This is a genomic window from Thiococcus pfennigii (assembly GCF_016583835.1).
Lineage (GTDB): Bacteria > Pseudomonadota > Gammaproteobacteria > Chromatiales > Chromatiaceae > Thiococcus > Thiococcus pfennigii.
The window spans coordinates 1-26,491 of record NZ_NRRW01000049.1 but is presented as its reverse complement, the minus strand read 5'-3'; the positions used below and the strand labels follow the sequence as shown (position 1 = coordinate 26,491).

Genomic DNA, 26,491 nt, shown 5'->3' with positions numbered 1-26,491 from the left:
TGAAAGCAATTCACATCGCCCCCCCGTATTCCTCGCTGACGGCCTCGATCCGAATGAAAAGCCGCCGCCGGGGCGGCATGAGGCCAGCGGTTTTTTTGAATTCAACGGGGTTTTCTTCCAGGCACTAGCTCAGAAACGGCTGGAGATAGCTGGCGTTGATTGCGTCGCGGTCGTCCGCGCCGGCCAGGGACCAGAGATGGTTGGCCAGCAGGCCGACCGTCCAAGGCCCGGTCTGCTTCAGAACCACGCCGGTTGGTCCCAGACCCCATTGCTCGGTGCCCAGCGCCTCCTCGGTCGCCGTCGGCAGCAGCATCACCGGCCCCGCACCCCAGATCCAGCCGCCGGCGGTCGGCGCCTTCGGCGAAAAGAACAGGCTGAGGGTGCTGTCGCCAAGGCCCGACTCGTTCATCGCCTCGACCGGAAACCCCCGTTGCTCGACGAGCGGCACGATGGTGCGCGTGATCAGATTCCAGTCCTCATTCAACGCGAACGGGATGACCGGCTGGATCACTAGCCGGTCACTGGTGGCCCCGTCATTGAACCCGCCATAGGTGTCGGTGTTGTATTGCAGCGGCACGCTGATCAAGGAGGCGATGGGGTTGGCCAACTGCTTGGCTAGGTCCGCCGCCTCATCGGCCTGGACCCAGGGCGCAGCCATCAGCGCGGCGGCGAGCGACGCCGGGAGGTGCAGCGATCCGTCGAATCTCATCGCCATTGTGATGACTCCTCGGTTCGAATCCAGGATTACCAGGGCGGCCCCAGGATCAGATAAACGGCCTGATCGCGGCCTTCCGTGTTGCCGTAACTGAGAAAGAGCGGTCCCAGCGGGGTGTCCGCCGCCAGGAAGAGGCTGCCGGCCAAACGGGCCTCGGTGAATTCGATCTCGTCTCGCCGGTCCCAGGCATTGCCCAGTTCCAGCGAGGCGCCGGCATAGATAGGCACCAGCACATCGTTGAGCCGGTAGCGGTACAGGCCGCGCAGCAGGCCCAGATGCTGACCGCTCAGGGCGTTGCGTTCGAGTCCGGACAGACGCATGAAGCCGCCGAGCTGGAACAGCGCCTCCACCGGCGCATCCTCGTCCAGGGTCGTGGCCAGGGTGACGCCGCCCTGCAGGGCATGTCGGCCCTGGCTCATGACCCCGCTGTAGTCGAGCTCCACCTGATCGTAGTCGGAGCTTGCGCCCAGGCCTTCGCGCGAGCTGGTCAGGGACAGACTGCCGAGTGAGCCGCGGCTGGGGAAATAGTAGTCGTCGTAGGTATCGATGGCGCCGAGCAGGCTGAGCCGACCCACGTCGAAGTCGTAGTCGACCAGATCCGGGGCGCCGACAGTGACCTCGGCTTTCCCGACCGACCGGTCGTACATCAGCTGCAACCGGCCCCAGGTGTCGAGATTGCGTCCGAACCTCAGACGGGCGCCGAGGCGACTGGTGTCGTACTCGGCCAGCGCCCGGTCCGCGTCCTGGTCGAACAGGCGGAACAGTCTGGACTCATACCCCAGATCGCCGCCCACGAACCATTTCTGGGCCGGATCCAGCGGATAGTAGACCTCTGTGATGAACTGCTGCTCCTCGCCCAGACTGACCAAGGTGCGCCACTCGCCGGCATTGGCGCCGAAGGGGGTCAAGGTGACGGCGCCGCCGAGGTTGAAATCCGATCCGTCGCCGAAGCTCGTATAGAGTTGCAGTCCCGTTTGCAGCGAGTTGGTGCCCCAGGATTTCTCCTGAGCCCGCACCACCACGCCATGTCGCCCGTCGCGTCGCTCCAGCCGATAGCCGATCTTCTCGAAATGGCCTAGACCGTAGGCACGCGCGATGCCGGCCTCCAGACGATCTACATCGAGCGGATCGCCCGCATGCACATCGAACTGGGCCGCGATCACGGCATCGCTGATCGACGAGTTGTTCTCGATCTCGACGAACGCCAGACGCTCCACGGGCGCGGCCCCCTGTCTCGGGTTGGGGTGGGCGGCGAGATACTGGGCATAGGCGTCCGGCGACACGCTCAGGGCCGCCAGCCTTTGTGTGTGGTCGCGGGCGGCCCGTTCGCCGATGGCGATCGCCTCGGTGGCGCGCTTGAAGTCACCGCTGCCGATCCCCGCCTCATCGAGCGGTGGCACGATCAGCAGATCCCGCCGGGTCAGGGATTCGATCTGGCGCTCCGTGTTGCCGCGCGTGAGAAAACCGGTGAGCTGCTCGACCACGCCGAGGACCGACTTGATCTCCTCGCGGGTGAGCAGCGGCGTGCTGATGTCGACGGCGATGACGATGTCGGCGCCCATCTCGCGCGCCACACTGATCGGCAGGTTGTTGGCCATGCCGCCATCGACCAGGGTCCGTCCGTCGATGTCCACCGCCGCGAAGGCGCCGGGAACCGCCATGCTGGCCCGGACCGCCTGGGCCAGATCGCCGCGCTCGAGTACCACCTCCTTGCCGGTGGCGATATCGGTCGCCACGGCGCGATAAGGGATCCGCAGCCGGTCGAAGTCGCGCACCTCCGATACCGGCAACAGCAGCCGGCGCAGCGCCAGGTCGAATTTCTGCCCCTCGACCAGGGCCATCGGCAGCCGCACCTCGCCATCCTTGAGGCCGGGTTTGTGCTGGATCAGATTGAGCTTGTCGTCCTGCTTGCGACGAAAGGCGCGTTCGTCGCGCGGAGTGGCGTCGGTGAAGACCTCGTCCCAATCCACCTCCTCCAAGGCTTGGGCGATCTCGTCCGGGGTCATCCCCGAGGCATAGAGGGCGCCGACGATGGAGCCCATACTGGTCCCGGCGATGTAGTCCACCGGGATCTTCAGCTCCTCCAGCACCCTGAGCACGCCGACATGGGCTGCGCCGCGTGCGCCGCCGCCGCTCAGGGCCAGGCCGATCCGTGGGCGCTGGGCGGCGGCGGCGGCGTCGGCGCTCGCCATCGGTCCGGATGGTGGGCTGAAGCCGGTCGCGCTGTTGAGGAGCCAGCCGGCGACGGCCAAGACGACGAGGATCAGGGGCCTTCGGAGCATGAGGGTTCTCTGACGATCAGCGGACGCCGACCCGATTCACGGGTCCACCCAAGTTGCCGCCGACCCCGGCCTGGCCGGCGCCAGCGCCGGGCAGCACCCCGACGCCCGAGGCCGGTCCGCCCACGCCCCCGGCCCCGGGCGCGCCCACTCCTGGCGTGACGGCCCGAGCCGTGGTGCGCCGCGCCACGCCCGCATAGCTCACGGGTGTCGCGGGTGCGCCGACGGCGGCTTCAGCCGTGGCGATCTGACTGAGGTGAGTCCCGGGGCCGATCGACCCATCGAGCAACCAGCCCCCCACGGCCAGGGAGCGGAGGGCCAGTGTTTTCAGCGATCTACCGATCATGGGTTGTCTCCAGGGGCGGCGTCCGGGGGCAGCTCGTCGAGATCGACGAGTTCATGGGCTTCGAGCCTCTGGGCGTCTTGGGGCGGGGTGAAGGCAAAGGCATCGGCCGCCGGCGTGACACCGGTCTTCCAGTCCTTGACCTGAAGCGTGTATTGAGGCGCGCTGTTCAGGGTCTTGCTGGTGATCACCAGCTTGCGCGGGATGGGCCGCTCACCCACTTCCACCCAGAGCTGCCAGTCGGTATCGCGGTTGCGGAAGGCCAGATGCTCGCACTCCAGGCCGTCGATGACCCCGCGACCGATGTGCTTGGCCTCCAGGATGCCGTTGGTCAGCACCTCGTAGGCATTCGTCAGCAGCAGATCGGCACCTGGCAAGGCGACGCCCTGGCCCGAGCGCAGGGCCTCGATCAGGGCATCGACGCTCTCGGGTCCATCGAACTGGGCATAGACGTTGCGGGACTTGCCGAGCATGCTCACGGTCCGGCCGTCGAAGACCAGCTCGACATCGGCATAGCCGCCGACGCGGTGGGCACGCAGCTTGTCGGGTCGGTTCAGCAGCGCCCCGCCGGAGTTGGTGAACTGGATCTTCTCCAGTTCCGGGGTGATGACCTCGATGGAGCTGTCGAAGCTGAACTCGAGGCTCGTTTGACTACCCACATAGTCCGTCATCGACTCGAGGATGGCCAGGGCATCCGCTTCGCGGGCCTGGGCGAATGAACCCGTCCCGATCAGCGAGGCCGCCAGCATCATGGAGATGGCGGTGAGGCGGACGCGCCGAGGGGCTGGGACGCTTGGGGTGGATGTCGTCATGGCACGGATGTCCGGGGGGGGTGGGTCCGAATGAATGCGTCGGAATGGTGATGAGGAGAGCGGTCTTGTAACCGGAGATCGCCGGATCCAGGGGCCTATTGGATCTGCACCACCACGTACTGGCCACCCCAGGGCTGATAGTAGGTTGCCCCGCATCGATGCAGGGTCGTCCCCTCGATGATGACGGTCGTGCAGCCGACGGGTAGCGTCGCTCGATACACTGACGTGACATAGATGGCGCGGCGTGTGGTGCGACGGGCGACACCGGCATAGCTCATCGGCGTCATGGGCCGCCCGATCACGGCCTGCGCCTCCGGGACCAGAAGACCGCCGTCGAACCCGACCTCCGCGACCAATCCGCCGAGCAGGGCGGCGCAGGCGATGAGGCTCGCCTTGACTCTTGAATGGAGCATCCGTCGGCTTCCTCTCTGAGTGAGTGGTTGGACGTCGAACCTGAAGGGTGCTGCCGGCGGGCCATGACAAGGGTCAATCGCCGCCGGCGCGGTGATTATGTCCAATTGCCCGGTCGCTTGGTTGACATTTCACGACATTTTCGCGCCCCTGGGCGCGCGCCGGATCAGGTAGCGCGTCGGCGTAAGGAGCGCCACGCGGTGGGCGATACCCCGGACCAGCGCCGAAAGGCCCGGATGAAGGCGGTGACATCGGCATAGCCGAGCGTGATCGCCAACTCCTGCATGGGCAGTTGCGTATCACGCAACAGTTGGCGCGCGATCCGGTAGCGGGTCTCGTCGAGCAGCGCCTTGAAGCTCGTGCCCTCGGCCCGCAGCCGACGATTGAGGGTGCGGACGTGCAGACCGAAGAGCGCCGCGACCGGCTCCAGCCGGAGTTCGCTCGCCGGCGCACCGGCGATCAAGAGTCGACGCAGTACCCGCTGAATGTGCTCGTGTAGATCGACGTCGCGGAAGGCCTCCAGTGCCTCGACCTCGCGTAGTCCGGCGGCATAGGCGAGCGCGTCCGATCCGGGCAGCGGTCGGCGGAGATCCTCGGCACGGAAACCCACGGCCGCGTGTTGGGCCGCGAAGTGCAGCCGCGTCTGGAAATGGTCGCGGTAGGGCGCCTTGTCCTCGGGCGGGGGACGGTGCAGCCAGACGCCGTTGGGTCGCCAGCCGGGACCGGCCAGTGACTTGAGGATGTTGTAGATGATCGCCACAGTGCCGTCATAGATCTGCTCGGTGCCGGGCACGTCCGGCCAATGGATGACATAGCCGAGCATCGCCTGGTCACCGCGTTCCCAGAGCAGGGGCACGGCTCCGCGGTCGTGCAGATGCAGGTGCAGGATGAAGAACCGCAAGGCGCTGCCCAGATCCGGCGCGGTCTGGGCGATCTCCCCCAGGACGCCCAGGGCGTCCAGCCCAGCGCGCCGCCCGAGCTCCAGCCCCAGATGCGGGCAGCCGGTCGCCCGTGCACAGTGGTCGAGCAGGCGGCCCAGCACCGGAAAGGGCATGGTCTTGTCCGGGTCGTCGAAGGCGGCCGGGTCGCCGCCACCCGCGCGGATCACGCCGTCCGGATCGGCCCCCATGGCCGCGAGCAGTGCCGGCAGGCGCAACAGCGACGCCATGCGGACCGCCCCGTCGTCCACCAGGGCCAGACCAGTCGACCACCGGCGGGGTCTGGGATCGCAGCATTCCATAGGTCGATAACCCTTCGGGCGGCCGATGTGCCCATGCCGACTCTTATTCTGGTTCGAGCCGTGCCGGCCCAACCGGGTGGGCGACATCGTCTTCGATCTGTTCGACTATACCGCTCTCGTGGAGGGCACGCTGGCCGTGCTCGAGACGCTGGTGCCGGGCGCGCAACGGGTGCAAACGCAACAAGGCGACTGGTCTCTGATGCGCGTCGATCGCTATCGCACCCTGGGCAACCTCATCGCGGCACGGTGATCTGATTCGTCGCTCCGCCACCAGCTCGGCCCGTGCCCGGGTTCGGGCCTTCGTTGCCTGGCTGGACTCGCCCGCTTGAGACGGCGGGCGCCGCCACGGGGGGAGCCCGGTCAGGGTCGCGCCGGCCCAGGGGCCTTGGGCGCGCCGCCGCCATGGCTGGCCGCGGTCGCCGAGTCGGCGCCGCGCTGCGTGTAGCGCCCCAGACAGGTCGCGAGCCGGCCTTTCGGGGTCCGCTGGAGCTCCCCGAGCAGCGGATGCGTGACGGCCGCGAGCCCGAACCGCTCGATCAGCCGCTGCTCCAGGTACAGCGTCAGATGGGCCGCCATCTCGGCATCCGCCTGGGCGCGGTGGGAGCGGCCGGTGACCGGCAGCCGGGCGAACTCGGCGAGGGTGCCGAGCTTGTGATTCGGGGCCTCGGGCAGCAGGCGCCGGGCGAGGAGCATCGAGCAGGCGAAGGGTTGCGCGCTGCACCGCCCGATCCGCCGCAGCTCGGCTTCCCAGAACCGGCGATCGAAGGCCGCATTGTGGGCGATCAGCGGATGGTCGCCGACGAAGTCCGCGACCTCGGCCATGACCTGGCTGGCCGGTGGCGCCGCCCGCACCATCGCATCGGTGATCCCGGTCAGCTGCGTGATGAAGGCCGGGATGCGCCGGCCGGCATTCATCAGGCTCTGGTACCGAGCGACGATCTGACCCTCGCGGATCAGGACCGCGGCGATCTCGGTCGCGCGATCGCCGTGATCCGGGGATAGCCCCGTCGTCTCGAAGTCGATGACCACGACGGGTTCCACGGCAGGACCTCCAGGGTTCGGGCCAGGGGGGCGCACCGCGCCAAGGGTTCGCGCGGTCGGGCAGCGCGGACCGGTCGTCATCTCGCGGATGGGGACCGTGTCCGCTGGGCTCGGGCGCAGGATAGCGCGTCCACAGGCCCTCGTCTCCGGTGCCGTCCAATGGCTCCGATGACCGCGATCAGGCCCGCTCACCCGTCGGCCATCCCTGCCGTCCCCGCGCCATCCTGAGCGCGGTCCGGTCGCTGATCAGCGCCGAACTCGCCGAGCACGGCTGCGATGCGGGCGAGCCCCTCGGCGTCGATGAGATTCGCAAGGGCGAGGGTGCTCGCTCTATCGCACCGCGTGGGTCGCTGACGGCGCACCCTGTCCGGCATGGGCGAAATGCCACCATGCGAGATCTGGTGACCCCGTCTCCTATGCCGATCGGGCCGGCAGCGGATGGCGAGGCACGGGGTTTGTCAGTCCACCTTCTCCGCTAGAATGCAAAAAGTAAGAAATCAGGACCGCGCGATGTCCGAGACGACTTTGACTAGCAAGGGCCAGACCACGATTCCCAAGGAGATTCGGGATCAGCTTGGCTTGCTTGCCGGCGATCGGTTGACCTTTAGGCTGCTGCCGGACGGCACGGTCCTCCTGCGGGCGAAGAACCGCCGTCTCGCCAGTCTAGGCGGCTGCCTTCAGCGGGAGGGGCAACCGACGGTTCCCATCGACCAGATGTCGCCGTGGCGGTGATCGGCATCGATACCAATGTCCTGGTGCCCTGAGCCTTGATCCAGCAAAACCGGACCCCCATCGGTCAGCGTCACCAGCCCGAGCGAAAACCGGGTCTGACCCTGAGGTATTCCCGGACAAGAGGCCTAAACCGCAGTGGCGTAGGTCGACTTGCCCACGCAAGCCGGCTCTCGCAATCCGAGCCATCTCGCCGTCGCGCGGCTCACTGGGAGCGCCGGCTTTCTAGCCGGCTCGTCGCCGGCGCGGCTCGATGCCGCGTTGGCGGCGTCTGGGCCGGTAGAAGGGCACGTGCGCAGCGGCCATCCAGTGGCGCTTATCGGTGATCTCCTGGCTTCAGCGCCGAAGGTCGCGCGCCGGGGGCATCGAGCCCCCGCGCGCGAAGCCGGCTGAAAGCCGGCGCTCCCAGTTCGTAGCTCCCAGTTCGTAGCTCCCAGTTCGTACCGACTCGCCGTCGAGGCCCATTCTTGTGGGGATACCTCAGGGTCTGACCCCGTTGTGTCCGATGCGAGGCCTGGTCCCAGCTCCTACCTTCGCAGCGAAGATCGGTCTTGCTTCGGTTTCCGGCGCATCCTCAGCTTGCGCATGCCTCGCTACGAAGCCCAGCGCGAGGCCAATCCACGCCTCCAGCGGTTCGCTTTCGTTGGCTGTGAGACGGTGTTCCAGGGCTCGACGATCACCCGCGGAAGCGGGCACGGCGACGCAGGAAGACTGGCTGGCATCGGGACCGAACGTTTCGTATTGTGGTTCCCATCACGATAGAATTTCGGTCGAAGTGACAACAGGCGCCGATCCCATGGACCGCGGCCGCAGCGGGCCGGCTTCGAAGATCGATTCCCTCTTGTGCCGCGTCCGGCGAACCCCTGCCATGAAGGCCGCTCCGACGGTGTCAATGCGCGATCCATCGACTCATGCAAGCGCCGATGAGCACGAGCGCCCTGTGAGATCCGGCACACAGGTCCGGCTCAACTCTTGCTGGGCGTCCTCCTGTGGCTGGGGATCGTCGCCTGCTCGCTCGGCTGGAATCTCCACCAGGCGCAGCAATACCGCGAGGGGCTAGCGCTGGAGGCCGCCCGCGCCTTTTTTGATCTGCTGGTGCTTGTGCGGCACTGGAATGCCGAACACGGCGGGCTCTATGTGCCGGTCACCGAGCAGACGCAGCCGAATCCCTATCTCGAGGTTCCGCGCCGGGACATCCGCCTCGACGACGGTCTGACCCTGACCAAGGTCAATCCGGCCTATATGACCCGTCAACTCGCCGAGCTGGCAGCCGAGGGGACGGGAGTGCAGTTTCATATCACCAGCCTCAAGCCCATTCGCCCCGCCAACGCCCCGCAACCCTGGGAGGCCGAGGCATTACGCACCTTCGAGACCGGCACCAAGGAGATAGGAGAGGTCTTCGGTGCCGGCGGGCGCCAGGGTTATCGCTACATGGCCCCGCTGTTCACCGAAAAGCCCTGTCTCAAGTGTCACGCCGATCAGGGCTACCGTCAGGGCGACGTGCGCGGCGGCATCAGCATTACCCTGCCCTCGCTGGCACCGCTCCCGATCGCGGCGCTGGTCGCCAGCCATCTGGCCATCGCCCTAGCGGGCGTGGCCGTCATCCTGATCATGGGCTGGATGCTGGGTCGTGCCTATGAAAGTATGCGGCATCAAGCAATCTTCGATGTTCTGACCAATATCCCCAACCGGCGCTTCTTCATCCACCAATTGATGCACGAGGTGCGGCGCGGACGCCGCGAGCGCATGCCGCTATCGCTGCTGATCTGCGACCTCGATTATTTCAAGGGCTACAACGACACCTTCGGCCACCAGGCTGGCGACTCCTGTCTGCGCTCGGTCGCCGAGCTGCTCCGCGGCAGCCTGCGCCGGGGCGGAGACTTCTGCGCCCGCTACGGCGGCGAGGAGTTCGTCATGGTCCTGCCCAAAACCGGGCTGTCCGGCGGGCTGGCGATCGCGGAATCAATCCGTGCGAATCTGGCTGAACGGCGCATGCCGCATCCCGCGTCGCCACTCGGCATCGTCACCATCAGCATCGGGGTCGCCGCTTACGCCGCCGACGCGGTCGAAATCGCCGACGAGCGCGATCATGAGGCGCTGATCCGACGCGCCGACGAGGCGCTGTACCGCGTGAAGGAATGCGGACGCAACCGGGTCGAGGCGGATGGAGATGCCTCGCCGACCATCACGACACGCCGGAAAAAGCAGGTGCAATAAGGGTACCTTGAAAGATTCACCTGATTAGCAAGCTTCTTCAGCCGAGCCGAGATCCGACCGAGAACCTGGTGACCAGGCTACGTGAAAGCGCAAAAATAACGGCAGCTTACGAACGCCAGATACGCACATCGGTATTGGGATTCTCTGGCTTTTCGATGGTAGCTGAAGCATCTTGCTAATCAGGTGGCGTCTTGCGCGCCAGATGCGCCTGCACCATCTTGAGCTCGCCGTAGGAGCAGTCGTCGCCCAAGGTCTGCTTGGCCTGGCCGAGCTGTTCGGCGCCGAACTCGGCGAGCACGGCCTCGATGCGGGCGAGCCGTTCGGCGTCGATGATGTCCGCGACGAGCAGTTCGCCGGTGCCGATGTAATGGGCGAGGTGGCCCTCGATGGTGGCGGGCTGGAGCGAGCGGTGCCGGGCGATGTCCGGGATGCTCAGGCCGTCGCGGTAGAGCTGATAGCTGAGCCGCTTGGTGTCGGTCTCGACCGCGGGTGCCTTGGGCTTTACCGGGCGTGGGACTGCGGCTGGGTCGATGCCGTGCTGCCGGCAGTGCTCGGCGACGAGGGCGAGGATCTCCTCGCCATAGCGCTCGACGGTGCGCTTGCCGAGGCCGTCGACGGCGCGCAGGGCCTCTTTGCTGTCCGGTAGGGCGTTGGCGATCTGGCGCAGGACGGCACGGGTCAGGATGCGGTAGCGGGTCTCGCCGGCCCGCTCTTCGGCTTCGGCCTTCTCGGCACGCCAGCGCCGCAGGGCCGCCAGCAGCGTCGGGTGCTCGGTGTCGTCGCTGGCCGCCTCGGGGACGGTCCCAGGTCTGGGCGCCGGCCGCCGCGTGGCGTCGAGCCGGGCCTTGGCCACGGCCGCCAGATACGCGGTCGTCGAGAACCCTTCCCGGCAGCTCTCGATGGCGGCGCTCTTGACGGCGAGCGCCTGGCGCAGCGCGTCCTCGGTCTGGCGTAGCGCCTTGCCGAGCGCCTTGTTGTCGGTCTCGACGACGAAGGTCTCGAGCCAGGGGATGAGCCCTTCGGCGAGCTTGCCGGCGAAATAGGCGGCCGCCTTGCCTATGCGCTCCTGCACCCGGGCGTCGTCCTCCGGGGCTTGGTCTTCGCGGTAGAGCGAGCGGAGCTGGCGACGGAACCGCTCGCCGACGGTCACGACCTCGTCCTGGGTCTGGCGGCTGACCGCGTCGATGGCCTCGAGGCCGCGCGCGTCGATGACCCGCTCGTTCTCGCGCAGCAGGCCGCGAAGCCGTCGCAGCCGGGCGCCGAGCTCGCCGAAGTCCCAGCAGGCCTCGAGCAGCCGCTGCTGGTAGGCGATGCGCGCGCGCTCGAGCTGCGCGCGGTCCGGCGGATGGCGGGTCGCCTCGTCGACATAGTGGGCGACGGCCTGATCGGTCATGACCGCACGGCGTGGGATCGGGCTGGAGAGCACCAGGCCCTCGAAGGTCTTGCAGCGGCTCAGGGCCACGTAGACCTGCCCGTGGGAGAAGGCCGCGCCGGCGTCGATCACGGCGCGCTCGAAGGTCAGCCCCTGGCTCTTGTGGATCGTGATGGCCCAGGCGAGACGCAGCGGGTACTGGGTGAAGGAGCCGATGACCTCGGCGGTGATCTCCTTGGTCTGCTCGTCGAGGCGGTACTGGATGTTCTCCCAGGTCACCGGCTCGACCTCGAGGTCGGCCTCCTCGTTGGGGCACCGCACGAGGATGCACTCGTGCGTCAGCTTCGTCACGGTGCCGATCTTGCCGTTGAACCAGCGCTTGTCCGGGGAGCCGTCATTGCGCACGAACATGACCTGGGCGCCCGGCTTCAGCGTCAGCGTCTGCGCCGTGGGCCAACTGTGCTCCGGGTAGTCGCCTTCGATGCGCGCGGTGAAGGTCCGGGGCTTGCCGCCGAGCGCACGCAGGCGCGCCTCGTTGATCTGATCGGCGCTGCGGTTGTGCGTCGTCAGCGTGATCCAGCCGTCCGTGCCATCCGGCCTGAAGTCGGGCCGGTGACGGGCATTGAGCCGCTCCAGCGCGGCCTCGTCCAGGCGGTTGTCCCGGACTCGATTCAGGAGCTCGATGAAGTCCGCGTCGGACTGCCGGTAGATGTGCTTCAGGTCGATCGGCACCAGGTCCGTCGCCTGCAAGGCCCGGCTGCTGAAGAAGTAACCGGAGTCGTAGAACCCTTTCAGGATGGTCCAGTCGTCGTCGCGCACGACGGGCGGGAGCTGATGCAGGTCGCCGATCATCAGGAGCTGCACGCCGCCGAAGGGCCGGCCCGAGCGGCGCTCGCGGCGCAGCACGAAGTCCACGGCGTCGAGCAGGTCGGCGCGGACCATGCTGATCTCGTCGATCACGAGCAGATCCAGGCTGCGGATGATGTCGCGCTTCTGCCGGGTCAGCCGGTGCGCCGCGGCCTGGCGCTCCGTGTCGCCGCCCGGCACGAAGGGGCCGAACGGGAGCTGAAAGAACGAGTGCAGCGTGACGCCGCCGGCGTTGATCGCCGCGACGCCGGTCGGTGCGGTGACGATCATGCGCTTCGGGCAGTCGGCCTTCAGCGCATGCAGGAAGGTCGTCTTGCCCGTGCCGGCCTTGCCGGTCAGGAAGACATTGTGGTCGGTGGCGTGGACGAACTCCCGCGCCAGTTCCAACTGCGGATTCGGCATGACCCTATCCATATGAGATCAGCCTCCATGTTGCCGTGAGCGGGTCCGCGGACAAACCATACATGCGTGCAGCATAGCAGGCGGTCGTCGGTCGAGATGGCAACCGTGCTCCGGCGTCGCCGCGTGCGACGCATGCCTTGGATACGCCGACCAGGCCGAGCAGGGGGACGGTCAACATGGCGCCGACCGGCGGCGTGGCCATGCGGCCCATGATCCGGGCGCCGGACCCGGTGTCGAGCCGATCGACAGCCGCGTCCAGCGGGAGGCCGCAGATTCCCCGGTCGTAGGGCCTCCGCTATATTCATATTTGTTGATAGTGAATATTCGAGGTGCGGCATGGCCACAACGTCCCTGAGTCTGGGCGAACACTGGGAAGTCTTCATCAAGAACGAGATCGCGAGCGGTCGATACGGCTCGGCAAGCGAGGTCGTGCGCGATGCGCTGCGCCACTTGGAGGAGCGCAACGCGAGGCTCGCTGCCTTGCGGGGGCATCTCTCCGAGGGCGAAGCGCAAGCGCGGCGGGGCGAGTTCGTCGAGAATTACTCCCTTCAAGGTCTGCTGGCGGAAATGGATCGTGAGGGATGAGGGGGTGGTGCCCCCCCCGCAGGGCTTCTCCTTCGGTGCGGCTGGGGCCTCGACGGGGCCATGTCGTCCTTTCGCGCATCCCAGCAGTATTCCCTTGCAAAATTCTGCGCGGCGAGCGCCTTGCGGGGCGGCTGGACCACTGACCACGACAAGCGAGTGCTTGTTACGCGGCTCGGTGCAGTTCCTCTCGCAGCACCCGCCGCAAGGCTTCCTCGTCCAGCGGTCGACATCCGAGGTGCTCGCGCAGGGCCAGGTTGATGAGGGTCTGGTAACCCATGCCCTGCTCGTCCGCTTTCCGCCGAAAGGCATCGAGCACGTCGTCGTCCAGCATGATTGTGATTCGCGTCTTGCCGGCACGCAGGCGGTTCAAATGCTCGATCTCGGTCGCGCGTTGTGCGCCTTTCATGTCGTAGTCAGGCTTCATAAGCTCGCTTCTCTGCGGATGTTGCCGGGCGCGCCGAGATCAGTCGAACGACGTCCGGCGGACGATAGGTGTAGACGACCGTAAGCAGGCGTCCTAGCGCGTCCAAGCCGACGGCGATGAAACGCTGCTCCTCCGCGGCGTCTTGGTCTTCACGTACCAGTGCGCAAGGGTCGAATAGTACCGGTCTCGCATCTTCGAGATCGACGCCGTGCTTACGCAGGTTGGCTACACGTTTAGCAGGGTCGTATTCGAGATGCATCTTGTCATTATGCATACTGGATATGCATCAGCAAGGCCGCTTCTCCAACCCGACCCGTTTCTTGAAGATCCACCTGGATGGAGAGGCGCGGGACGCGGTGAGCGCGGCTTATCTGCCCCGGCAAGCCCCGGCCCGTTTCTGTCGGCAATATCTCCCGGGCGGCGCGCGTCATCGAATCGAGGCCGAACGATGGGGCGCTCCGGTCCGGTCGCGACTGTCGTACCATGCGCCTCTGCCATCGCCGCCGAGGAGCCGAGATGTCCGCTGACGCCCGTCCGACCGAGTCCGATCCGCTGCGCCTCGATACCGACCAGATCCAGGCCCTGGCCGCGCCGTCGGTGGTGCGCACGGCGGTCCAGCACTGCAACGACCGGCGCGTGACGGCGCTCGATCGCACTCCCGAGGGGCTCTGGGCCGAGGTCGAGGATGCACGCTCGGGGGACAAGCTCCAGGTCGAGATCGTCGTCGGCGCCGACGGCGCGCTGCTCGCCGGCTGCGATTGTCAGGCCGGGGATCCGGAGGTCGAGGCCGACCGCGGATTCTGCGTGCATGCCCTAGCGGCCCTCTTCGCCTATTCGAAGGGTCAGGGCGAGGAGCGGCTTATCGCCGACGCCGCCCAGGCGGCGCTCGAGGAGCGCCTCGCCAAGGCCCGCGCCGAGGTCCAGGTCCGGCCGCTGTCGGCGGCGGCCGAGGAGACCGGCTTCGGCCCCTGGAGCGCCTGCTCGCTCCAGTCGACGACCCACTTCCCGACCGAGTACCGGGTGGACATCCGCTCGCTCGCGCGGCGCGGCAACCATTGCACCTGCCCGGACTTCGCGACCAACCAGCTTGGCACCTGCAAACACATCGAGGCGGTGCGCCACCGCATCGCCAAGCGGCCCGACTTCGCCCGGATCAAGGACCTGCCACCGCCGACCGCCTATGTCTGGCTGGACTGGGCAGGCGATGAGGCGCCGACGATCCGGCTGCATCGCGGCGCCGAGACGGCCACCGATCTGAGCCCGATCCTGCAGGCCCATTTCGATGCGACCGGGCGGTTTCGTCTGCGCGTCCCCGACGACTTCCTGCGCTTCGTCGAGCGCGTCGCCGGGCGCGCCGACCTGGAGATCGGCGAGGATGCGCTCGCCCATGCCCGCCGGCTGGCCGAGGACGCGGCGCGCGCGGTGCGTGCCGCCGAGATCGGCGAGCGGATCCGCGCCGGCGGCGGCCGGCTATCCGATGTGCGCGCCAAGCTCTATCCCTACCAGGTCGAGGGCGTCGCCTTCCTCGCCGGCCGTGGCCGCGCGCTGCTGGCCGACGACATGGGCCTCGGCAAGACCCTTCAGGCGATCGCCGCCGCCCACTGGCTGCACCGCCATGACGGCGTCGAGCGCACCCTGATCGTCTGCCCGGCCTCGCTCAAGCGCCAGTGGGCGCGGGAGATCGAGAAGTTCACCGGCACCGAGGCCCATGTCATCGAGGGGCCGACGGCGACCCGTGGCGTCCAATACCGCAAGGGGACCGGCTTCTATGTGCTCAACTACGAGCTGGTCCTGCGCGACCTGGAGCTGATCAACGCCGAGCTGTGCCCGGATCTGCTGATCCTCGACGAGGCGCAGCGCATCAAGAACTGGCGCACCAAGGTCGCGAGCGCCGTGAAACGCATCGGCTCGCGCTACGCCTTCGTCCTGACCGGCACGCCGCTGGAGAACCGCCTCGAGGACCTCTACAGCCTGATGCAGGTCATCGACCCGCGGGTCCTCGGCCCGCTGTGGCGCTACATGGTCGACTTCCATATCACCGACGAGCGCGGCAAGGTCCTCGGCTACCGCAATCTCTCGGAGCTCCGCCGGCGCCTCGCCGCCGTCATGCTGCGCCGCGATCGCTCGCTGGTCCGCGACCAGCTGCCCGAGCGCATCGTCCAGCGGATCGACGTGCCGATGTCCAGCAAGCAGCAGGCGATCCACGACGACGCCGTGCAGGCCGCCGGGCAGCTCGCCCAGATCATGCAGCGCCGGCCGCTGACGCCGGGCGAGCAGAACCGGATGATGGCCGCCCTGCAGCGCGCCCGGATGGCCTGCAACGCGGCCGGCCTGGTCGACAAGGAGAGTACCGAGGCGCCCAAGCTCGACGAGCTGGAGACCCTGCTCGATGAGCTCTGCCGGATGTCCGGCCTCAAGGCGGTCGTCTTCTCGCAGTGGGAGCGGATGACCGAGCTGGTCGAGCAACGCGTACGGCGCCTGGGCCTGGGCAGCGTGCGCCTGCACGGCGGCGTGCCGACGGCCAAGCGCGGCGCGCTGATGGACCGTTTCCGCGACGACGACGCGGTGCAGGTCTTCATCTCGACCGATGCCGGCGGCGTCGGCCTCAACCTCCAGAACGCCGCGGTTCTGATCAATCTCGACATCCCCTGGAACCCGGCCGTCCTCGACCAGCGCATCGCCCGCGTCCATCGCCTCGGCCAGCGCCAGAAGGTGCAGGCGATCCTGCTGGTCGCGCCGGCCTCCTACGAGGAGCGGGTCCTGGCGCTGGTGCAGGGCAAGCGGCACCTGTTCGACAACGTCGTCGACCCGAACGCGACCGAGGACGTGGTCGGCGTCTCGCGGCGCCTCGCCGAGGTCCTGGCCGAGGACCTGGCGGGCCAACCCAGCGCCGCGGAGCCGCCTGCGTCGGAGGCGGCCGCTGTCGCACCGGACGAAGCCGCACCCGAGCCGGCGGCGACCCCGGTATCGATGCCGACGCCGACCGAGCCGAGCGCCGCGGTCAGCCGCTTCGCGGCCCTCGACGAGGCGGTGCGCGACGCCATCCTCGGGCTCCAGCGGCGCTTCGGCGTGCGCATCCTGCGGATCCTCGGCCAGCGCCGGCCCGGCGAGGCGACCGGCGGGCTGCTCGTCGTGCTCGATCGGGTCGATGATGGCGACGAGGCGGCGGTCGACGACCTGTCCGAGGGCGTGCCCACGGCCCTCATCGACCGCCGCACGCTCGCCAGCCTGAGCCGGCTCGGCGCCGCCTCGCCGATCGCCGCGGCCGAGCCCGTCTACGAGCCGGCCGAGACGCCGGTCGAGGGCCTGGCCGTCGTCGCCGAGCACCCTCTGGCCCGCAAGGCGCGCGAGGGCCTGGAGGCTGCTCGTCTGCTGATCCAGCAGGGCTGTCCGGGGCCGGCGCTCGACCTGCTGCTCGGGGCATTGCTCGCCGCGGCGGCCCAACGCGCCGGCCGCGACGAGCCGCCGACACCGCAGCAGGCCGGCATCTGGCTTTACAGTGAGGCCTTGCCCGACGGCCGGCTCGGGCCGGAGGACGCCGCCCTGCTGATGCGCGCGCTGGCCCTCGCCCAGGGTGCCGCCGCCGTCCCCGAGCCCCTGCTCGCGGCACTTGCCGACGACGCTGCGGTCTTCATCGAGGCCCAAGCCGACCCGAGCCGTCGGGTCTGACGTGGTTGCCGGAAGCGATTTCCTGGCGGGGCACCGAGGTGGCTTCTTCCGCCACCTGCTTCTGGGCCCAAGACGGCCGCTCGCATTCCACAGCGCATCGGGCGCCTGCGGGACAGGCATCTCGGGGCTAGAGTCTAGTCAACCTGACCACCTTGGAGTCGAACCATGAGCCCTCGCCGAGTTCAGCAAGCATCTCGCCCTGATGAGACAGGCCGCTGGCAGCTTCAGGAGGCCAAGGCCCGGTTCAGTGAAGTCGTTCGCCGGGCAGTCGAATGTGGACCCCAGCATGTGACCGTCAATGGGGAAGAACGAGCCGTCGTCCTCTCGACGGAGGATTATGTTCGTCTGCGGGGACAGCCCACTGGCCGCGCCTTGGTGGACCTGATGGCGGACTCGCCACTCGCCGATGTGATCTTCGAGCACCCGAAGATCAAGGGGCCGGTTCGGGCCGTGACGCTATGAGTGGCTGGCTGTTGGATACCAATGTCCTCTCGGAGCTACGACGAAAGAAGCCGTCACCCGCCGTCGTCGACTTCGTCAGCGCACAATCCCTGGATAGCCTCTTCGTCAGCGAGGTGACCTTTGCCGAGATCCGGTTCGGAATCGAATTGGTATCCGAGCCAACTCGTCGTGCCGAGCTCAGGCAATGGCTAGATCATCGCCTCAGGCCCATGTTTGCGCACCGGGTGTTGGCCATCACCGAAGACATCCTGCTGGATTGGCGTCTCATCATTGAGGCCGTCGAAAGGCCGGGCATACTCTCAGCCACCCGGACGTCCTGATCGCAGCCACGGCGTCCCGACATGGCCTGGCGGTGGTGACGCGAGATCCCAGTGATTTTGTCGCTGCGGGCGTGACCGCCATCGATCCCTGGAGAGCCGAGGTTACGTAGCAGTCATCCGCGCCGACTTTGCGGCTGCGACGAGGCTCGGTGGCCCCCAGGAGGCCTGAAGGTCCCCTGAATCCGTGACGTGAATGACGCATGTATTCGCTTCTCGCCAATACGCCTGCCGGATTGCCCCTGAGGGCAAGGAATACGCTGCGAATTGAACCGCCGCGGCGAGAAATCGGTTCGCGAAACGCTGGCGATGTGCGCATCCGCGGGCTTCAGACAATAGCACACCGCCGCGATCGAGCGCGGAGGTGGATGGGCTGGGAAGGAGCGGATTCAGGGGCCGGCGAGCTGCAGGTAGAGGCGGCGAAACACGCCCACCACGGGACAGCCGAAGGCGAAGGCGAGCTTGATGCGCCGGGCGGTGTAGATCAGCCGCGCGGCCCGGTACATCAGCTCCTGCATCACGGTGCGGATGCGCCGCCGCTTGGCGCGATGACGCCGCGGGGCATCGGGGCCGAGCAGCCCGTTCTGTCCGATCCAGCGCAGCATGTTGTAGGCGAGCATGGCGCAGGCGAGGACCAGCGCGTTGGTGGCGAACTTCCCCGAGGGCAGGCGCTCGATGTCGAGATCGCTCTTGAACTCGCTGTGGAACTGCTCCGAGGTCCCGTGATCGGCGTACAGCGCGATGATCGTCTCCTCCTCGTACTCCAGGCTCGTCCACCAGCCTTCGATCTCGATCTCGGGGACCAGCAGGCGCTGGCCGCGCTTGTCGATGCGGCGCTCGATGACCCGCATGACCCGGCGCAGGGGATAGGCGTAACCGGCATGCGTGCGCGTCTCGCGCACCTCGAAGAGGGCGACGCGCTTGCCCGGGCGGGGCTCACTCCAGTCCCCGTGCACCTCGGCATAGGCCAGCCATTTCTCAGGGCTTTCCCGGCGCGGGTTCCATTTGATCAGGTAGTGCACCGGGGCGCCCGGCTCATCCTGCTCGTTGTGCGCCTCGACCACAGCGATGTTCTCGATCGCGTCGTTGCCGCTGTCCAGACGCAGCAGCAACGGCGCCGCGCTCAGCTGCCGGGCGCGCCCGATGACGTGCTGGAGAAACTCCGGCGTGCCGTTCTGGCAGTGCTGGCTGCCCGGGCGCAGCTCAAGACCCACGCAGTAGCCCTCCTGGCCCAGATACGCGGCGATCGGGGCATAGCCGTCCTCGCCCTTGTAGGTTCGCGAAACTCCCTCCTTCTTCGATTGGGAGTTGTCCAAGGGTGTGACATCGCAATCGAGCGGCACCAAGCTATTCTCCAGCGGCGTGATCCGCGCCCCGCTGCGGCGCAGAAACTCGATGGCGGCCGCCTCCACCACGCCCTGGTAGGCCGCGGCATGGGCATCCATGCGCTGGCGCAGGATGCCCTCCGAGGGCACCCGATCCAGCCCGAGCGCCTCGCGAAAATAGGGGTCGTCCCGAAACCCCGTGATGGCCTCGAAATCACTCTTGCCCAGACACAACAAAGCAATATAGCTTGCGAGGATCGTCGCGTGCGGCATCGCATCGCGGCGCAACGGCGAGACCACCCCCGCATCGCCCGCCAGGTCAGTGCATTGATTCAAGGCCAGGCCGATGAGTCCAAGTCCAGCATGGGAAGTCAGATCGGCTTCGGATTCCGTGATGATGAACCGGCGCAACTCAGCACCTGTTGGGTGAGTCCATGAATGCGCCTATTTTACCGTCATCCTGTTGTTCTGTAACGCGATTTCCCCATTGGCGCGCCATTTAGTTCACGGAATCAGGTAACACTCAGTGTGACTTAAAATCGGGGCGTAAGGACACATCAGGATCTTCAAGAACGCTTGGTTCGAGCGCTTTGCGCGCAAACAGAAGATCCGGGATGAGATGTTACGCGAAGCCGTCCGTCGAGCGGAGCGGGGTCTAATCGATGCCGATCTCGGCGGCGGATTCATTAAACAGCGTGTGGCTCGCCCTGGGCAGGGCCGCGCTGGAGGCTATCGGACCCTGATTTTGTACTGCCAGAGGCATCGTGCCTTCTTTGTCTATGGCTTCGCCAAAAACCAGCAGGCCAACATCAGCAACGAGGAAGAAGCCGCATTCAAGAAGGCGGCGCGGCACGTCCTCAAGCTGACGGACGAACAGCTTTATGCGCTGATCCTAAAAGGACAATTCTCGGAGGTTGAACACGATGGCGAAACAGTATCGTAGCGACGCGATGGCCTCGATCCACGAAACCATGGAAGCCCTACAGGAGGTGGGCGCCATCGACAAGCAGACCATGCGCGAGTTCGATGAGGCTTGTCTGACGCCGGTCGAGCCCCTGTCTCCCGAGGCCATTCGCGCCCTGCGCGAGCGCGAGCATCTTTCTCAGCCGGTCTTTGCCCGTTACCTCAATGTCAGCAAGAACTTGGTCTCGGACTGGGAGCGCGGCGTAAAGCGGCCCGGCGGGCCAGCGTTGCGGCTGCTGACCGTCATCGAGAAAAAGGGGATTCAGGCAATCGCCTGAACGCTGGGCCCCGAGTCGACAGATAGCGCGTGGCGGTGATCCTCGCTGATCAGTTCGAAGAATCGAACAACAGGCAGTAGCGGAATTTTTGCGCCTAGGATCACAATCGGGACATTTTGCTCCAGAGCAGCCGCGAAAGACCAACGTCCGCTAACGACCCTATGCGGTCGGCTTCCTTGGCGACGTGAACATCCGCTGTAGCGAGATCACCAGACGATGCTATCTGGTGGTTCCTTCTGCCACGCGCGCAGAAGACCGGACCTCGACACGCCGGGTCACTCCCCGGCCAGGACCAGTACGCGTTCGACCACGTCGTTGGCGAGCCAACCGCCATGACGGCGGATACGCTCGACGGCCTGGGCCACCGAGTCCAGCTTCCCGCGCCGTTTGGCGTGGAGAAGCACGCCGAGGGAGCCCGTCATCGGGATGGAACTGCGGCGGGCAACGCGCCTCGCCTTGAGGTCGTCCAGCACCACGGTGGCCCCCGGAAGATCCAGTGCGAGCTGAATCACCGCCGCCTCGCCGAGATCCAACTCGCCAGCCAGAAGCGGCGAAACCCCGTTCGCCAAGGCGTACACCTCGACACCCGAGACGGTTCGCAGCCTCCGGGCGGTGTCGTCCAGTTGGGCACCGGCCTCCAACTCCCGGAGCACAGGCTCCGGAACCAACACCTGGCCGTATAGCGCCGGCAGGGTGTCGAGCCCACCCAAGGCGACGGTCAGGTGAATGACCGGGCTGCTATTGAGGATGATCACCGGCAGCCTCGGCAGCAGCGAGGTCCCCCTCCAACTCATCAGCGCCCACCTGGATGGTGGATACCCCTAGGCGGCCAAGCTCGGCGAGAAAGGCTACCCGCCCCATCCCGATCAGGCCGGCGGCCTGGCCGGAGCTGAGCCTGCCGGTCTCGAACAATTTGGCGGCCATGGCCAGACGCGCCTCGCGCTCAAACTCCGCACGGGACATATGCAGGGCATCGGGGAAGGTCTCGGGGTAATCCACGGACAAGGTATTGCTCATGGCCAAATGCTCGAGGGTGCGTGGGCGTATCGCTAATGTTCGCCCAATCGACCAGGCGAAGCCAGGGCGGCGAGGACTTCCTAAGACAGTATGTGTAATCAGTGGTGCTGGCAAGTGTCTGCTATCCTCGCGACGCCAGACCACAGGCGACAAGACACCAATGTCCGGATTCGGCCGAATCCTGCCGCTCCACGCAACGGCGGTCAAGGGCCGCCTCGGCCTACTCCAGGCGACGAGGTTCCGAGACGCGGGAGGCCGGCGATGGGAAGGACGCCTCGGTCCGTGAGCTAGGGGGGACGCGGGTCAGGATGGATTCAGAATCGTTCATCGACTCGACTGCTTCTTCCGCCGACTGGTGCGGAAGGCGTCGACGGGCGGCATCGTCGCGCCGCGCAAGAGTGCTGCGTGGCTATCTCGTCGCGAATGATCGTGGGGCGATGTGGCCACCCCGAACGATGCGATGTCGCTGCGCCTGTGTCCGTTCCCCGGCCCACTCCTCTCCCTGAGGACGAGGGTGCCAGCGTGCTCAGCGCATCTCAGGAACGTCTTGGTTCGTGACCTGCCGAGATCGACTCGGGTGCGGACCGCCAGCCGCGGTCGCCGAATCACCGGCCCAGAGGTCGGGGCGGCCGGTCTCGACCAGCTTCCAGCCGCTGTCTTGCCGCGCTTTTCGACGCCTGATGCCGTCACCGGCCAGGTGAACCCAGAAGATCTCCACTCGATAGCTCAGTGGCGGATTGTGAGAGGCTGATAGCTGGAGGCCGGAGGCCGGAGGCTGGAGGCTGGAGGCTGAGAGCCCTTCTTGGGCGCAATGGCGTCGACCGGCACCATTCGGAATGACAGTTAAACTGCCTCTTTGCAGAGGCGGCGTGAGCTGGATTCAGAGTCTGGTTTTCTATCGCTCGACAAACCCCAGCCGCTTCGAGATGCCTTTCGCCGCCTCCTGCAGGAGCGGAATCCACTCGTCCTTGCGCCGCTCGATCGGTGCCGAGATCGACAGCCCCCCGGCAACCTCTCCGCTGGCGTCGTGTACAAGGGCGCTGATGCAGCCGACGCCCTCCTCGGCCTCCTCGTTGTCGAGGGCGTAGCCACGCTCGATGGCGAGGCGACTCTCGGCGAGCAGCCGCTCCAGCGGCAGCGTGTGGCGCGTGTAGGCCGGCAGTCCAGTGCGCTCGGCATAGGCCCGGATGAAGGTCTCCCCCAGGCGGCCGAGCATCAGCTTGCCGACCCCTGTGACATGCAGTGGGGCGCGGCTGCCGATGACCTGCTCGACGCGGATCATCTTGGGCGAGGCCTTGCGCTCGATGTAGATCAGCTCATCGCTGGAACGGATCGAGAGATTGACCGTTTCGCCGACCTGGTCGCGTAGGGTCTCCATGATCGGCAAGGCTTCTTCGCGAATGTCCGCGACATGACGGACCTTTTGCGCCAGGCGCACGATCGTGCCGCCGAGCCGATAGCGGCCTTGGGTGTCGCGCTCGACGAGGCCGACGTTGGCCAGGGCGCCAAGGATGCGAAAGGCGGTCGAGGGATGGAGGCCCGTGTCGGCGGAGAGGTGCTTCAGGCTGGCCGGCTCGCTGTAGCTGGCGATCGCGTCGAGCAGCCGGGCCGCGCGGTCGATGACCTGGATGGACGGGTTCGATTGTGGCATTTCGTATCGTGAAAACGATTTCGTCTTGTGAAGTGTTGATCCTGTCGCTACTTTCGCCTCAACGGGGTCGTCTCAACCGGGCCTAGCCGGCCTCTTCGCGGGGACCTCGAAAGATTGCCATCCAGGCAATCTTTCAAGACGCGAAGCGAAGATGCGATTTCCGCTTCGATCGGGCACCTCGAATCTTTCAAGGTCCCCTTGCTTCGCCTTTGTTTTTCACTATACGAAATATTTTCTCCTTCTGAAATGCGCAAACCATTGCCGAGGATCCGCCCATGACCCATGCCAACACGGCCGAAGCCCTCTCGCCCCTGCCGGCGTTCTGTCGCGGCATCCAGTATTTCGGCGAGTCATGGCCGGACTTCGACAAGTACGCCAATACCGCCGTGATTGCCGAGGGTGAGACCGCCATCGGCAGCACCGACGACGACAGCGTGGTCTACCAGACCCTACTGAGCGCCGATGCGCTGCGATATGTCACGCTCCAGACCTGCGGCGCGAAGGGTTCCGGTCACCCGGGCGGCTATGCCTCCAGCGCCGATGTCCATGCCGCGCTGATGATGCTGGGCCACACCAATATCATCACCGAGGTCGGCCATCACGCGCCCGGCTTCTACTCGGCGATGTTCCTCGATTCCTCGCTGGAGGAGATGGGCATCCACACCTTCGACGACATGATGGCCAGGTTCCGCGAGCGCGACGGACTGCTCGGCCACCTGTCGGGGGCCATCCCCGGCCTGTTGGCCCCGGCCGGTCCCCTGGGCCAGGGCCAGCACTTCGCGATGGCCGGTGCCTATCTGCACCGCGACAAGCTGTTTCCGGTGACCATCGGCGACGGCGGCATGGGCGAGCCCTATGTCCTGAGCTCGATGATGCACTTCCACACCGCCTATCCGGAGAACACCAACTTCTTGCCGGTCCTGATCTGGAACGGCTACTCGCAGGAGCACCATTCGATGGTCTCGCTGCACAGCAATGCGCAGATGATCGCTTACTGGCGAGGGCATGGCTTTGCCGAGGTGATCCTGGTCGACGCCAAGGACTACGACGACGCGGGTCAGGACGGCGCCTACGTCGATTCGACCCGTTTCTCGTTCGCACAGCGTCTGGCCTTCACCAGGGCGATCCTGAAGGGCGCGGAGCGGGCCGCACACTCGGCACGCTCCGGCCGGCTGACGGCGCTGATCATCAAGCAGCTCAAGGGCGCCGGGGTGCACACCGTCGGCGCCAAATCCCACAACCTCTATCCCCAGGACACGCTGGATCAACCGCACATCATCGAGGGCCTGAAGCGCCGCGCCATCCCGGCCGAGGGCTGGGCGATCGTGCGTGACAACCTGAGCCGCGCCGGTGGCGGCCCGTCCGTGAAGACCGTGGTCACCGAGCACGCGCTCGAGCTCCCGGCCTTGCCCGAGTTGCGGATGCAGGACTTCCCCAAGGGCGAGCAGGCCGTGCCTGCCACGGCGATGGGCGCCTTGGTGGCCCAGGTGGGGCAAGCCGATCCGCGCTATCTGGTGACCAATGCCGATGGCAACGAGGCCTCGGCGATGAAGAACATCAACGATGCGCTCAAGATCCGTCATCCGACCGAGGACCCGCTGTACAACCAGACACCGACCGGTCAGGTCTACGAGCCGCTGAGCGAGGACGCCTGCGCCGGCCTGGCCGCCGGCCTCGCCCTGTTCGGCGCGCGTTCGATCTGGCTCTCGTATGAATCGTTCGCGATCAACGGTTGGCCGATCGTCCAGACCGTGACCCAGGCCATGGCCGAGCTTCGGCGCAAGACGCCGTCCGTGGTCTGCATGTTCACCGCCGGTGCCCTGGAGCAGGGCCGCAACGGCTGGACCCATCAGCGCCCCGAGATCGAGGGCTATCTCGGCAGCATGATGCGCAACGGCAACCTCTATCCGCTGTTTCCGTGCGACGCCAATGCCATCCAGGCGGCCTACGAATATGCCGTGGGCAGCTACAACAAGGGCATGGTGATCATCGCCTCCAAGAGCGCGCTGCCGGTTTACCTGAGCATCGCCGAGGCGCGCGACGCGGTGCGGCAGGGTGCCGCGACCCTCTACGAGTCGCAAGGCGGAGAGCGCGGCACCATCGTCTTCGCGGTGACCGGCGACATGGTCTGTTTGCCCGTGTTCGAGGCGAGGGAGCAGCTGGAGGCGCATGGCTACCGGGTGCGCATCGTTGCCGTGATCAATCCGCGCAAGCTCTATCGGCCCAGCGACCTCGCCTGGCGCAGCGTCGCGCAGCCCGACGGCGAACTGATGGACGACGAACGCTTCAATGCCCTGTTCGATGGCGACATGCTGATCGGCGTTTCGGGCGGTCCGAGCGCCCCGTTGGAGCCGGTGATGCTGCGCACGCGTGCCGCCAGGCGCGACACCATCTGCTGGCAGCGCGGCGAGACCACCGCGTCGCCGAAGGAGCTCATGGCGTTCAACGGCATCACCGCGAGCGAGATCGTCGCCCGGGTCTCGCGGGGACCTTGAAAAATTGCCATCCGGGCAATTCTTCAAGACGCGAAGCGAAAATGCGATTTCCGCTTCGCTTCATTTTCAGTCGCTTAGGCGACTGAAAATGGCGGGGCATCCTTGCCCCGCGCGGGCACCTTGAATTTTTCAAGGTGCCCTTGCGCTAGCGGGGATAGCCCGCAAGCTGTCGAACGGGCTCTTCGATCAGCGAGCCAAGCCCACACCGGGTCGCTGCCGCCTTTGGGCGAGCGGTGTGCCCGATGCGCATCACCTCGGAAAGAGCGGGATGAAAAAGACCAAGATCATTGCGTTGGATGACGATCCCACCGGTTCTCAGACAGTCCATGGCTGCCTGTTGTTGACTCGCTGGGACGTCGAGACGCTGAAACAGGGGCTCGAAGACGACTCGCCGCTGTTCTTCGTGCTGACCAACACCCGCGGCATGGATTCCGCGCGTGCCGCGGCGATCACGCGCGAGGTCTGCGTCAACCTGAAGCAGGCCTTGGCCGAGCTGGCCGAGGTCGGCTGCGAGCCTGTTCCGGTGATGGTCAGCCGCTCCGACTCGACCCTTCGCGGACACTACCCGGTCGAGACCGACATCATGGCCGCGGAGCTCGGCCCCTTCGATGCGCACTTCCTCGTCCCGGCCTTTATCGAGGCCGGGCGCGTGACGCGCGACAGCACGCACTATCTGCTCGTGGACGGTGAGCCGGTCCCCGTCCACCAAACCGAGTTCGCGAAGGATTCGGTGTTCGGCTACAGGCACAGCTAGTGCCTGGACGGAAAGTCGTTTTCAATCGCAAGAACAATGCCTTATAATCGAATCGGGCACCGGAAGTCGAGCGGCCGGAAGCCGTCTGGGCCCACGGCGCCGCCGCTAACTGCCTGATTGTTC

At 66.5% G+C, this 26,491-nt stretch carries 25 protein-coding genes; 11 read left to right on the top strand and 14 right to left on the bottom strand.

Annotation, left to right across the window (positions count from 1 at the left end; all coding sequences use genetic code 11):
• Window positions 1-124: 124 nt before the first annotated feature.
• The 6 genes from CKO41_RS14130 to CKO41_RS14105 form a co-directional block, all read right to left on the bottom strand.
• Entirely contained in the window at window positions 125-715 is a 591-nt protein-coding gene (locus CKO41_RS14130) for a hypothetical protein (RefSeq protein ID WP_200382807.1), read from the bottom strand.
• Window positions 716-744: 29 nt separating this feature from the next.
• Window positions 745-2,997: a patatin-like phospholipase family protein gene (locus tag CKO41_RS14125; RefSeq protein WP_200382806.1), complete on the bottom strand. Its 2,253-nt coding sequence runs from the start codon at window positions 2,995-2,997 to the stop codon at window positions 745-747.
• 16 nt (window positions 2,998-3,013) lie between these two features.
• The gene (locus CKO41_RS14120) at window positions 3,014-3,340 is read right to left on the bottom strand and encodes a hypothetical protein (RefSeq protein ID WP_200382804.1); all 327 of its coding nucleotides are present in this window, start codon (window positions 3,338-3,340) and stop codon (window positions 3,014-3,016) included.
• Complete coding sequence (locus tag CKO41_RS14115) at window positions 3,337-4,149, bottom strand: DUF2092 domain-containing protein (protein ID WP_200382802.1); 813 nt, start codon at window positions 4,147-4,149, stop codon at window positions 3,337-3,339. The genes CKO41_RS14120 and CKO41_RS14115 overlap by 4 nt, the downstream gene beginning before the upstream one ends.
• Window positions 4,150-4,244: 95 nt before the next feature.
• A complete protein-coding gene (locus CKO41_RS14110; RefSeq protein ID WP_200251653.1) occupies window positions 4,245-4,562 on the bottom strand; it encodes a hypothetical protein in 318 nt (105 codons plus the stop codon).
• A 164-nt stretch (window positions 4,563-4,726) separates the two neighbouring features.
• Window positions 4,727-5,728, bottom strand: a complete 1,002-nt coding sequence (locus CKO41_RS14105) for an AraC family transcriptional regulator (protein WP_200382800.1) — start codon at window positions 5,726-5,728, stop codon at window positions 4,727-4,729.
• A 148-nt stretch (window positions 5,729-5,876) separates the two neighbouring features.
• Here CKO41_RS14105 and CKO41_RS14100 point away from each other — a divergent pair, with 148 nt between their 5' ends.
• The gene (locus CKO41_RS14100; RefSeq protein ID WP_200382798.1) at window positions 5,877-6,050 is read left to right on the top strand and encodes a hypothetical protein; all 174 of its coding nucleotides are present in this window, start codon (window positions 5,877-5,879) and stop codon (window positions 6,048-6,050) included.
• 110 nt (window positions 6,051-6,160) lie between these two features.
• Here CKO41_RS14100 and CKO41_RS14095 read toward each other — a convergent pair whose 3' ends face one another.
• Entirely contained in the window at window positions 6,161-6,841 is a 681-nt protein-coding gene (locus CKO41_RS14095) for an exonuclease domain-containing protein (protein WP_200382795.1), read from the bottom strand.
• 510 nt (window positions 6,842-7,351) lie between these two features.
• On the opposite strand from CKO41_RS14095, the gene CKO41_RS14090 reads away from it, so the two are divergent.
• On the top strand, window positions 7,352-7,573 hold the full coding sequence (locus tag CKO41_RS14090) for an AbrB/MazE/SpoVT family DNA-binding domain-containing protein (RefSeq protein ID WP_200382793.1): 222 nt from the start codon (window positions 7,352-7,354) through the stop codon (window positions 7,571-7,573).
• Between the two features lie 969 nt (window positions 7,574-8,542).
• Window positions 8,543-9,787: a diguanylate cyclase gene (locus CKO41_RS14085; protein ID WP_200382791.1), complete on the top strand. Its 1,245-nt coding sequence runs from the start codon at window positions 8,543-8,545 to the stop codon at window positions 9,785-9,787.
• Between the two features lie 175 nt (window positions 9,788-9,962).
• Here the strand turns inward: CKO41_RS14085 and CKO41_RS14080 are convergent, their stop codons facing one another.
• Window positions 9,963-12,428, bottom strand: a complete 2,466-nt coding sequence (locus tag CKO41_RS14080) for a helix-turn-helix domain-containing protein (RefSeq protein ID WP_242464337.1) — start codon at window positions 12,426-12,428, stop codon at window positions 9,963-9,965.
• A 336-nt stretch (window positions 12,429-12,764) separates the two neighbouring features.
• Between CKO41_RS14080 and CKO41_RS14075 the strand changes: the two genes are divergently transcribed.
• Window positions 12,765-13,013, top strand: coding sequence for a type II toxin-antitoxin system ParD family antitoxin (locus CKO41_RS14075; RefSeq protein ID WP_200251639.1), 249 nt, complete (start codon window positions 12,765-12,767; stop codon window positions 13,011-13,013).
• 163 nt (window positions 13,014-13,176) lie between these two features.
• Here CKO41_RS14075 and CKO41_RS14070 read toward each other — a convergent pair whose 3' ends face one another.
• Window positions 13,177-13,437, bottom strand: coding sequence for a BrnA antitoxin family protein (locus tag CKO41_RS14070; RefSeq protein ID WP_200382779.1), 261 nt, complete (start codon window positions 13,435-13,437; stop codon window positions 13,177-13,179).
• Entirely contained in the window at window positions 13,427-13,711 is a 285-nt protein-coding gene (locus CKO41_RS14065; protein ID WP_242464336.1) for a BrnT family toxin, read from the bottom strand. Before CKO41_RS14065 ends, CKO41_RS14070 begins: the two co-directional genes overlap by 11 nt.
• A 242-nt stretch (window positions 13,712-13,953) precedes the next feature.
• Here CKO41_RS14065 and CKO41_RS14060 point away from each other — a divergent pair, with 242 nt between their 5' ends.
• From CKO41_RS14060 to CKO41_RS14050, 3 genes are all read left to right on the top strand, one after another.
• Window positions 13,954-17,106: a DEAD/DEAH box helicase gene (locus tag CKO41_RS14060; RefSeq protein ID WP_200382777.1), complete on the top strand. Its 3,153-nt coding sequence runs from the start codon at window positions 13,954-13,956 to the stop codon at window positions 17,104-17,106.
• Between the two features lie 165 nt (window positions 17,107-17,271).
• A complete protein-coding gene (locus CKO41_RS14055; protein WP_200251633.1) occupies window positions 17,272-17,568 on the top strand; it encodes a type II toxin-antitoxin system Phd/YefM family antitoxin in 297 nt (98 codons plus the stop codon).
• Between the two features lie 11 nt (window positions 17,569-17,579).
• Complete coding sequence (locus CKO41_RS14050) at window positions 17,580-17,888, top strand: PIN domain-containing protein (RefSeq protein WP_242464335.1); 309 nt, start codon at window positions 17,580-17,582, stop codon at window positions 17,886-17,888.
• A 386-nt stretch (window positions 17,889-18,274) separates the two neighbouring features.
• Here the strand turns inward: CKO41_RS14050 and CKO41_RS14045 are convergent, their stop codons facing one another.
• Complete coding sequence (locus tag CKO41_RS14045) at window positions 18,275-19,621, bottom strand: IS1380 family transposase (protein WP_200382775.1); 1,347 nt, start codon at window positions 19,619-19,621, stop codon at window positions 18,275-18,277.
• Window positions 19,622-19,766: 145 nt separating this feature from the next.
• On the opposite strand from CKO41_RS14045, the gene CKO41_RS14040 reads away from it, so the two are divergent.
• Together CKO41_RS14040 and relB are read left to right on the top strand one after the other, a co-directional pair.
• Window positions 19,767-20,153 carry a type II toxin-antitoxin system RelE/ParE family toxin gene (locus tag CKO41_RS14040; protein WP_200250712.1) on the top strand — a complete coding sequence of 129 codons (387 nt, stop codon included), beginning with the start codon at window positions 19,767-19,769 and terminating at the stop codon, window positions 20,151-20,153.
• Window positions 20,134-20,451 carry a type II toxin-antitoxin system RelB family anti-toxin transcriptional regulator gene (relB, locus tag CKO41_RS14035; RefSeq protein ID WP_200250710.1) on the top strand — a complete coding sequence of 106 codons (318 nt, stop codon included), beginning with the start codon at window positions 20,134-20,136 and terminating at the stop codon, window positions 20,449-20,451. The genes CKO41_RS14040 and relB overlap by 20 nt, the downstream gene beginning before the upstream one ends.
• Window positions 20,452-20,726: 275 nt before the next feature.
• Here the strand turns inward: relB and CKO41_RS19015 are convergent, their stop codons facing one another.
• The 3 genes from CKO41_RS19015 to CKO41_RS14020 all read right to left on the bottom strand — a co-directional run bounded on the left by CKO41_RS19015 (window position 20,727) and on the right by CKO41_RS14020 (window position 23,119).
• Window positions 20,727-21,206, bottom strand: coding sequence for a PIN domain-containing protein (locus CKO41_RS19015; RefSeq protein ID WP_200382773.1), 480 nt, complete (start codon window positions 21,204-21,206; stop codon window positions 20,727-20,729).
• A complete protein-coding gene (locus CKO41_RS14025) occupies window positions 21,190-21,468 on the bottom strand; it encodes a UPF0175 family protein (RefSeq protein ID WP_200250706.1) in 279 nt (92 codons plus the stop codon). Before CKO41_RS14025 ends, CKO41_RS19015 begins: the two co-directional genes overlap by 17 nt.
• 895 nt (window positions 21,469-22,363) lie before the next feature.
• Window positions 22,364-23,119, bottom strand: a complete 756-nt coding sequence (locus CKO41_RS14020) for an IclR family transcriptional regulator (RefSeq protein ID WP_200382772.1) — start codon at window positions 23,117-23,119, stop codon at window positions 22,364-22,366.
• A 275-nt stretch (window positions 23,120-23,394) separates the two neighbouring features.
• Here CKO41_RS14020 and CKO41_RS14015 point away from each other — a divergent pair, with 275 nt between their 5' ends.
• Window positions 23,395-25,614, top strand: coding sequence for a phosphoketolase family protein (locus tag CKO41_RS14015; RefSeq protein ID WP_200382771.1), 2,220 nt, complete (start codon window positions 23,395-23,397; stop codon window positions 25,612-25,614).
• Window positions 25,615-25,882: 268 nt separating this feature from the next.
• A complete protein-coding gene (locus CKO41_RS14010; protein ID WP_200382770.1) occupies window positions 25,883-26,368 on the top strand; it encodes a four-carbon acid sugar kinase family protein in 486 nt (161 codons plus the stop codon).
• The last annotated feature ends 123 nt before the right edge of the window (window positions 26,369-26,491 follow it).

What these genes read in the sequence shown, in the direction of transcription:
- CKO41_RS14060 (WP_200382777.1), top strand. Translation starts at nt 13,954, where the DNA reads ATGTCCGCTGACGCCCGTCCGACCGAGTCCGATCCGCTGCGCCTCGAT.
- CKO41_RS14090 (WP_200382793.1), top strand. Translation starts at nt 7,352, where the DNA reads ATGTCCGAGACGACTTTGACTAGCAAGGGCCAGACCACGATTCCCAAG.
- CKO41_RS14080 (WP_242464337.1), bottom strand. Translation starts at nt 12,428, where the DNA reads ATGCCGAATCCGCAGTTGGAACTGGCGCGGGAGTTCGTCCACGCCACC.
- CKO41_RS14125 (WP_200382806.1), bottom strand. Translation starts at nt 2,997, where the DNA reads ATGCTCCGAAGGCCCCTGATCCTCGTCGTCTTGGCCGTCGCCGGCTGG.
- CKO41_RS14015 (WP_200382771.1), top strand. Translation starts at nt 23,395, where the DNA reads ATGACCCATGCCAACACGGCCGAAGCCCTCTCGCCCCTGCCGGCGTTC.
- CKO41_RS14115 (WP_200382802.1), bottom strand. Translation starts at nt 4,149, where the DNA reads ATGACGACATCCACCCCAAGCGTCCCAGCCCCTCGGCGCGTCCGCCTC.
- CKO41_RS14120 (WP_200382804.1), bottom strand. Translation starts at nt 3,340, where the DNA reads ATGATCGGTAGATCGCTGAAAACACTGGCCCTCCGCTCCCTGGCCGTG.
- CKO41_RS14130 (WP_200382807.1), bottom strand. Translation starts at nt 715, where the DNA reads ATGGCGATGAGATTCGACGGATCGCTGCACCTCCCGGCGTCGCTCGCC.
- CKO41_RS14025 (WP_200250706.1), bottom strand. Translation starts at nt 21,468, where the DNA reads ATGAGCAATACCTTGTCCGTGGATTACCCCGAGACCTTCCCCGATGCC.
- CKO41_RS14070 (WP_200382779.1), bottom strand. Translation starts at nt 13,437, where the DNA reads ATGAAGCCTGACTACGACATGAAAGGCGCACAACGCGCGACCGAGATC.
- CKO41_RS14105 (WP_200382800.1), bottom strand. Translation starts at nt 5,728, where the DNA reads ATGGCGTCGCTGTTGCGCCTGCCGGCACTGCTCGCGGCCATGGGGGCC.
- CKO41_RS14065 (WP_242464336.1), bottom strand. Translation starts at nt 13,711, where the DNA reads ATGCATAATGACAAGATGCATCTCGAATACGACCCTGCTAAACGTGTA.
- CKO41_RS14010 (WP_200382770.1), top strand. Translation starts at nt 25,883, where the DNA reads ATGAAAAAGACCAAGATCATTGCGTTGGATGACGATCCCACCGGTTCT.
- CKO41_RS14075 (WP_200251639.1), top strand. Translation starts at nt 12,765, where the DNA reads ATGGCCACAACGTCCCTGAGTCTGGGCGAACACTGGGAAGTCTTCATC.
- CKO41_RS14110 (WP_200251653.1), bottom strand. Translation starts at nt 4,562, where the DNA reads ATGCTCCATTCAAGAGTCAAGGCGAGCCTCATCGCCTGCGCCGCCCTG.
- CKO41_RS14020 (WP_200382772.1), bottom strand. Translation starts at nt 23,119, where the DNA reads ATGCCACAATCGAACCCGTCCATCCAGGTCATCGACCGCGCGGCCCGG.
- CKO41_RS14055 (WP_200251633.1), top strand. Translation starts at nt 17,272, where the DNA reads ATGAGCCCTCGCCGAGTTCAGCAAGCATCTCGCCCTGATGAGACAGGC.
- relB (WP_200250710.1), top strand. Translation starts at nt 20,134, where the DNA reads ATGGCGAAACAGTATCGTAGCGACGCGATGGCCTCGATCCACGAAACC.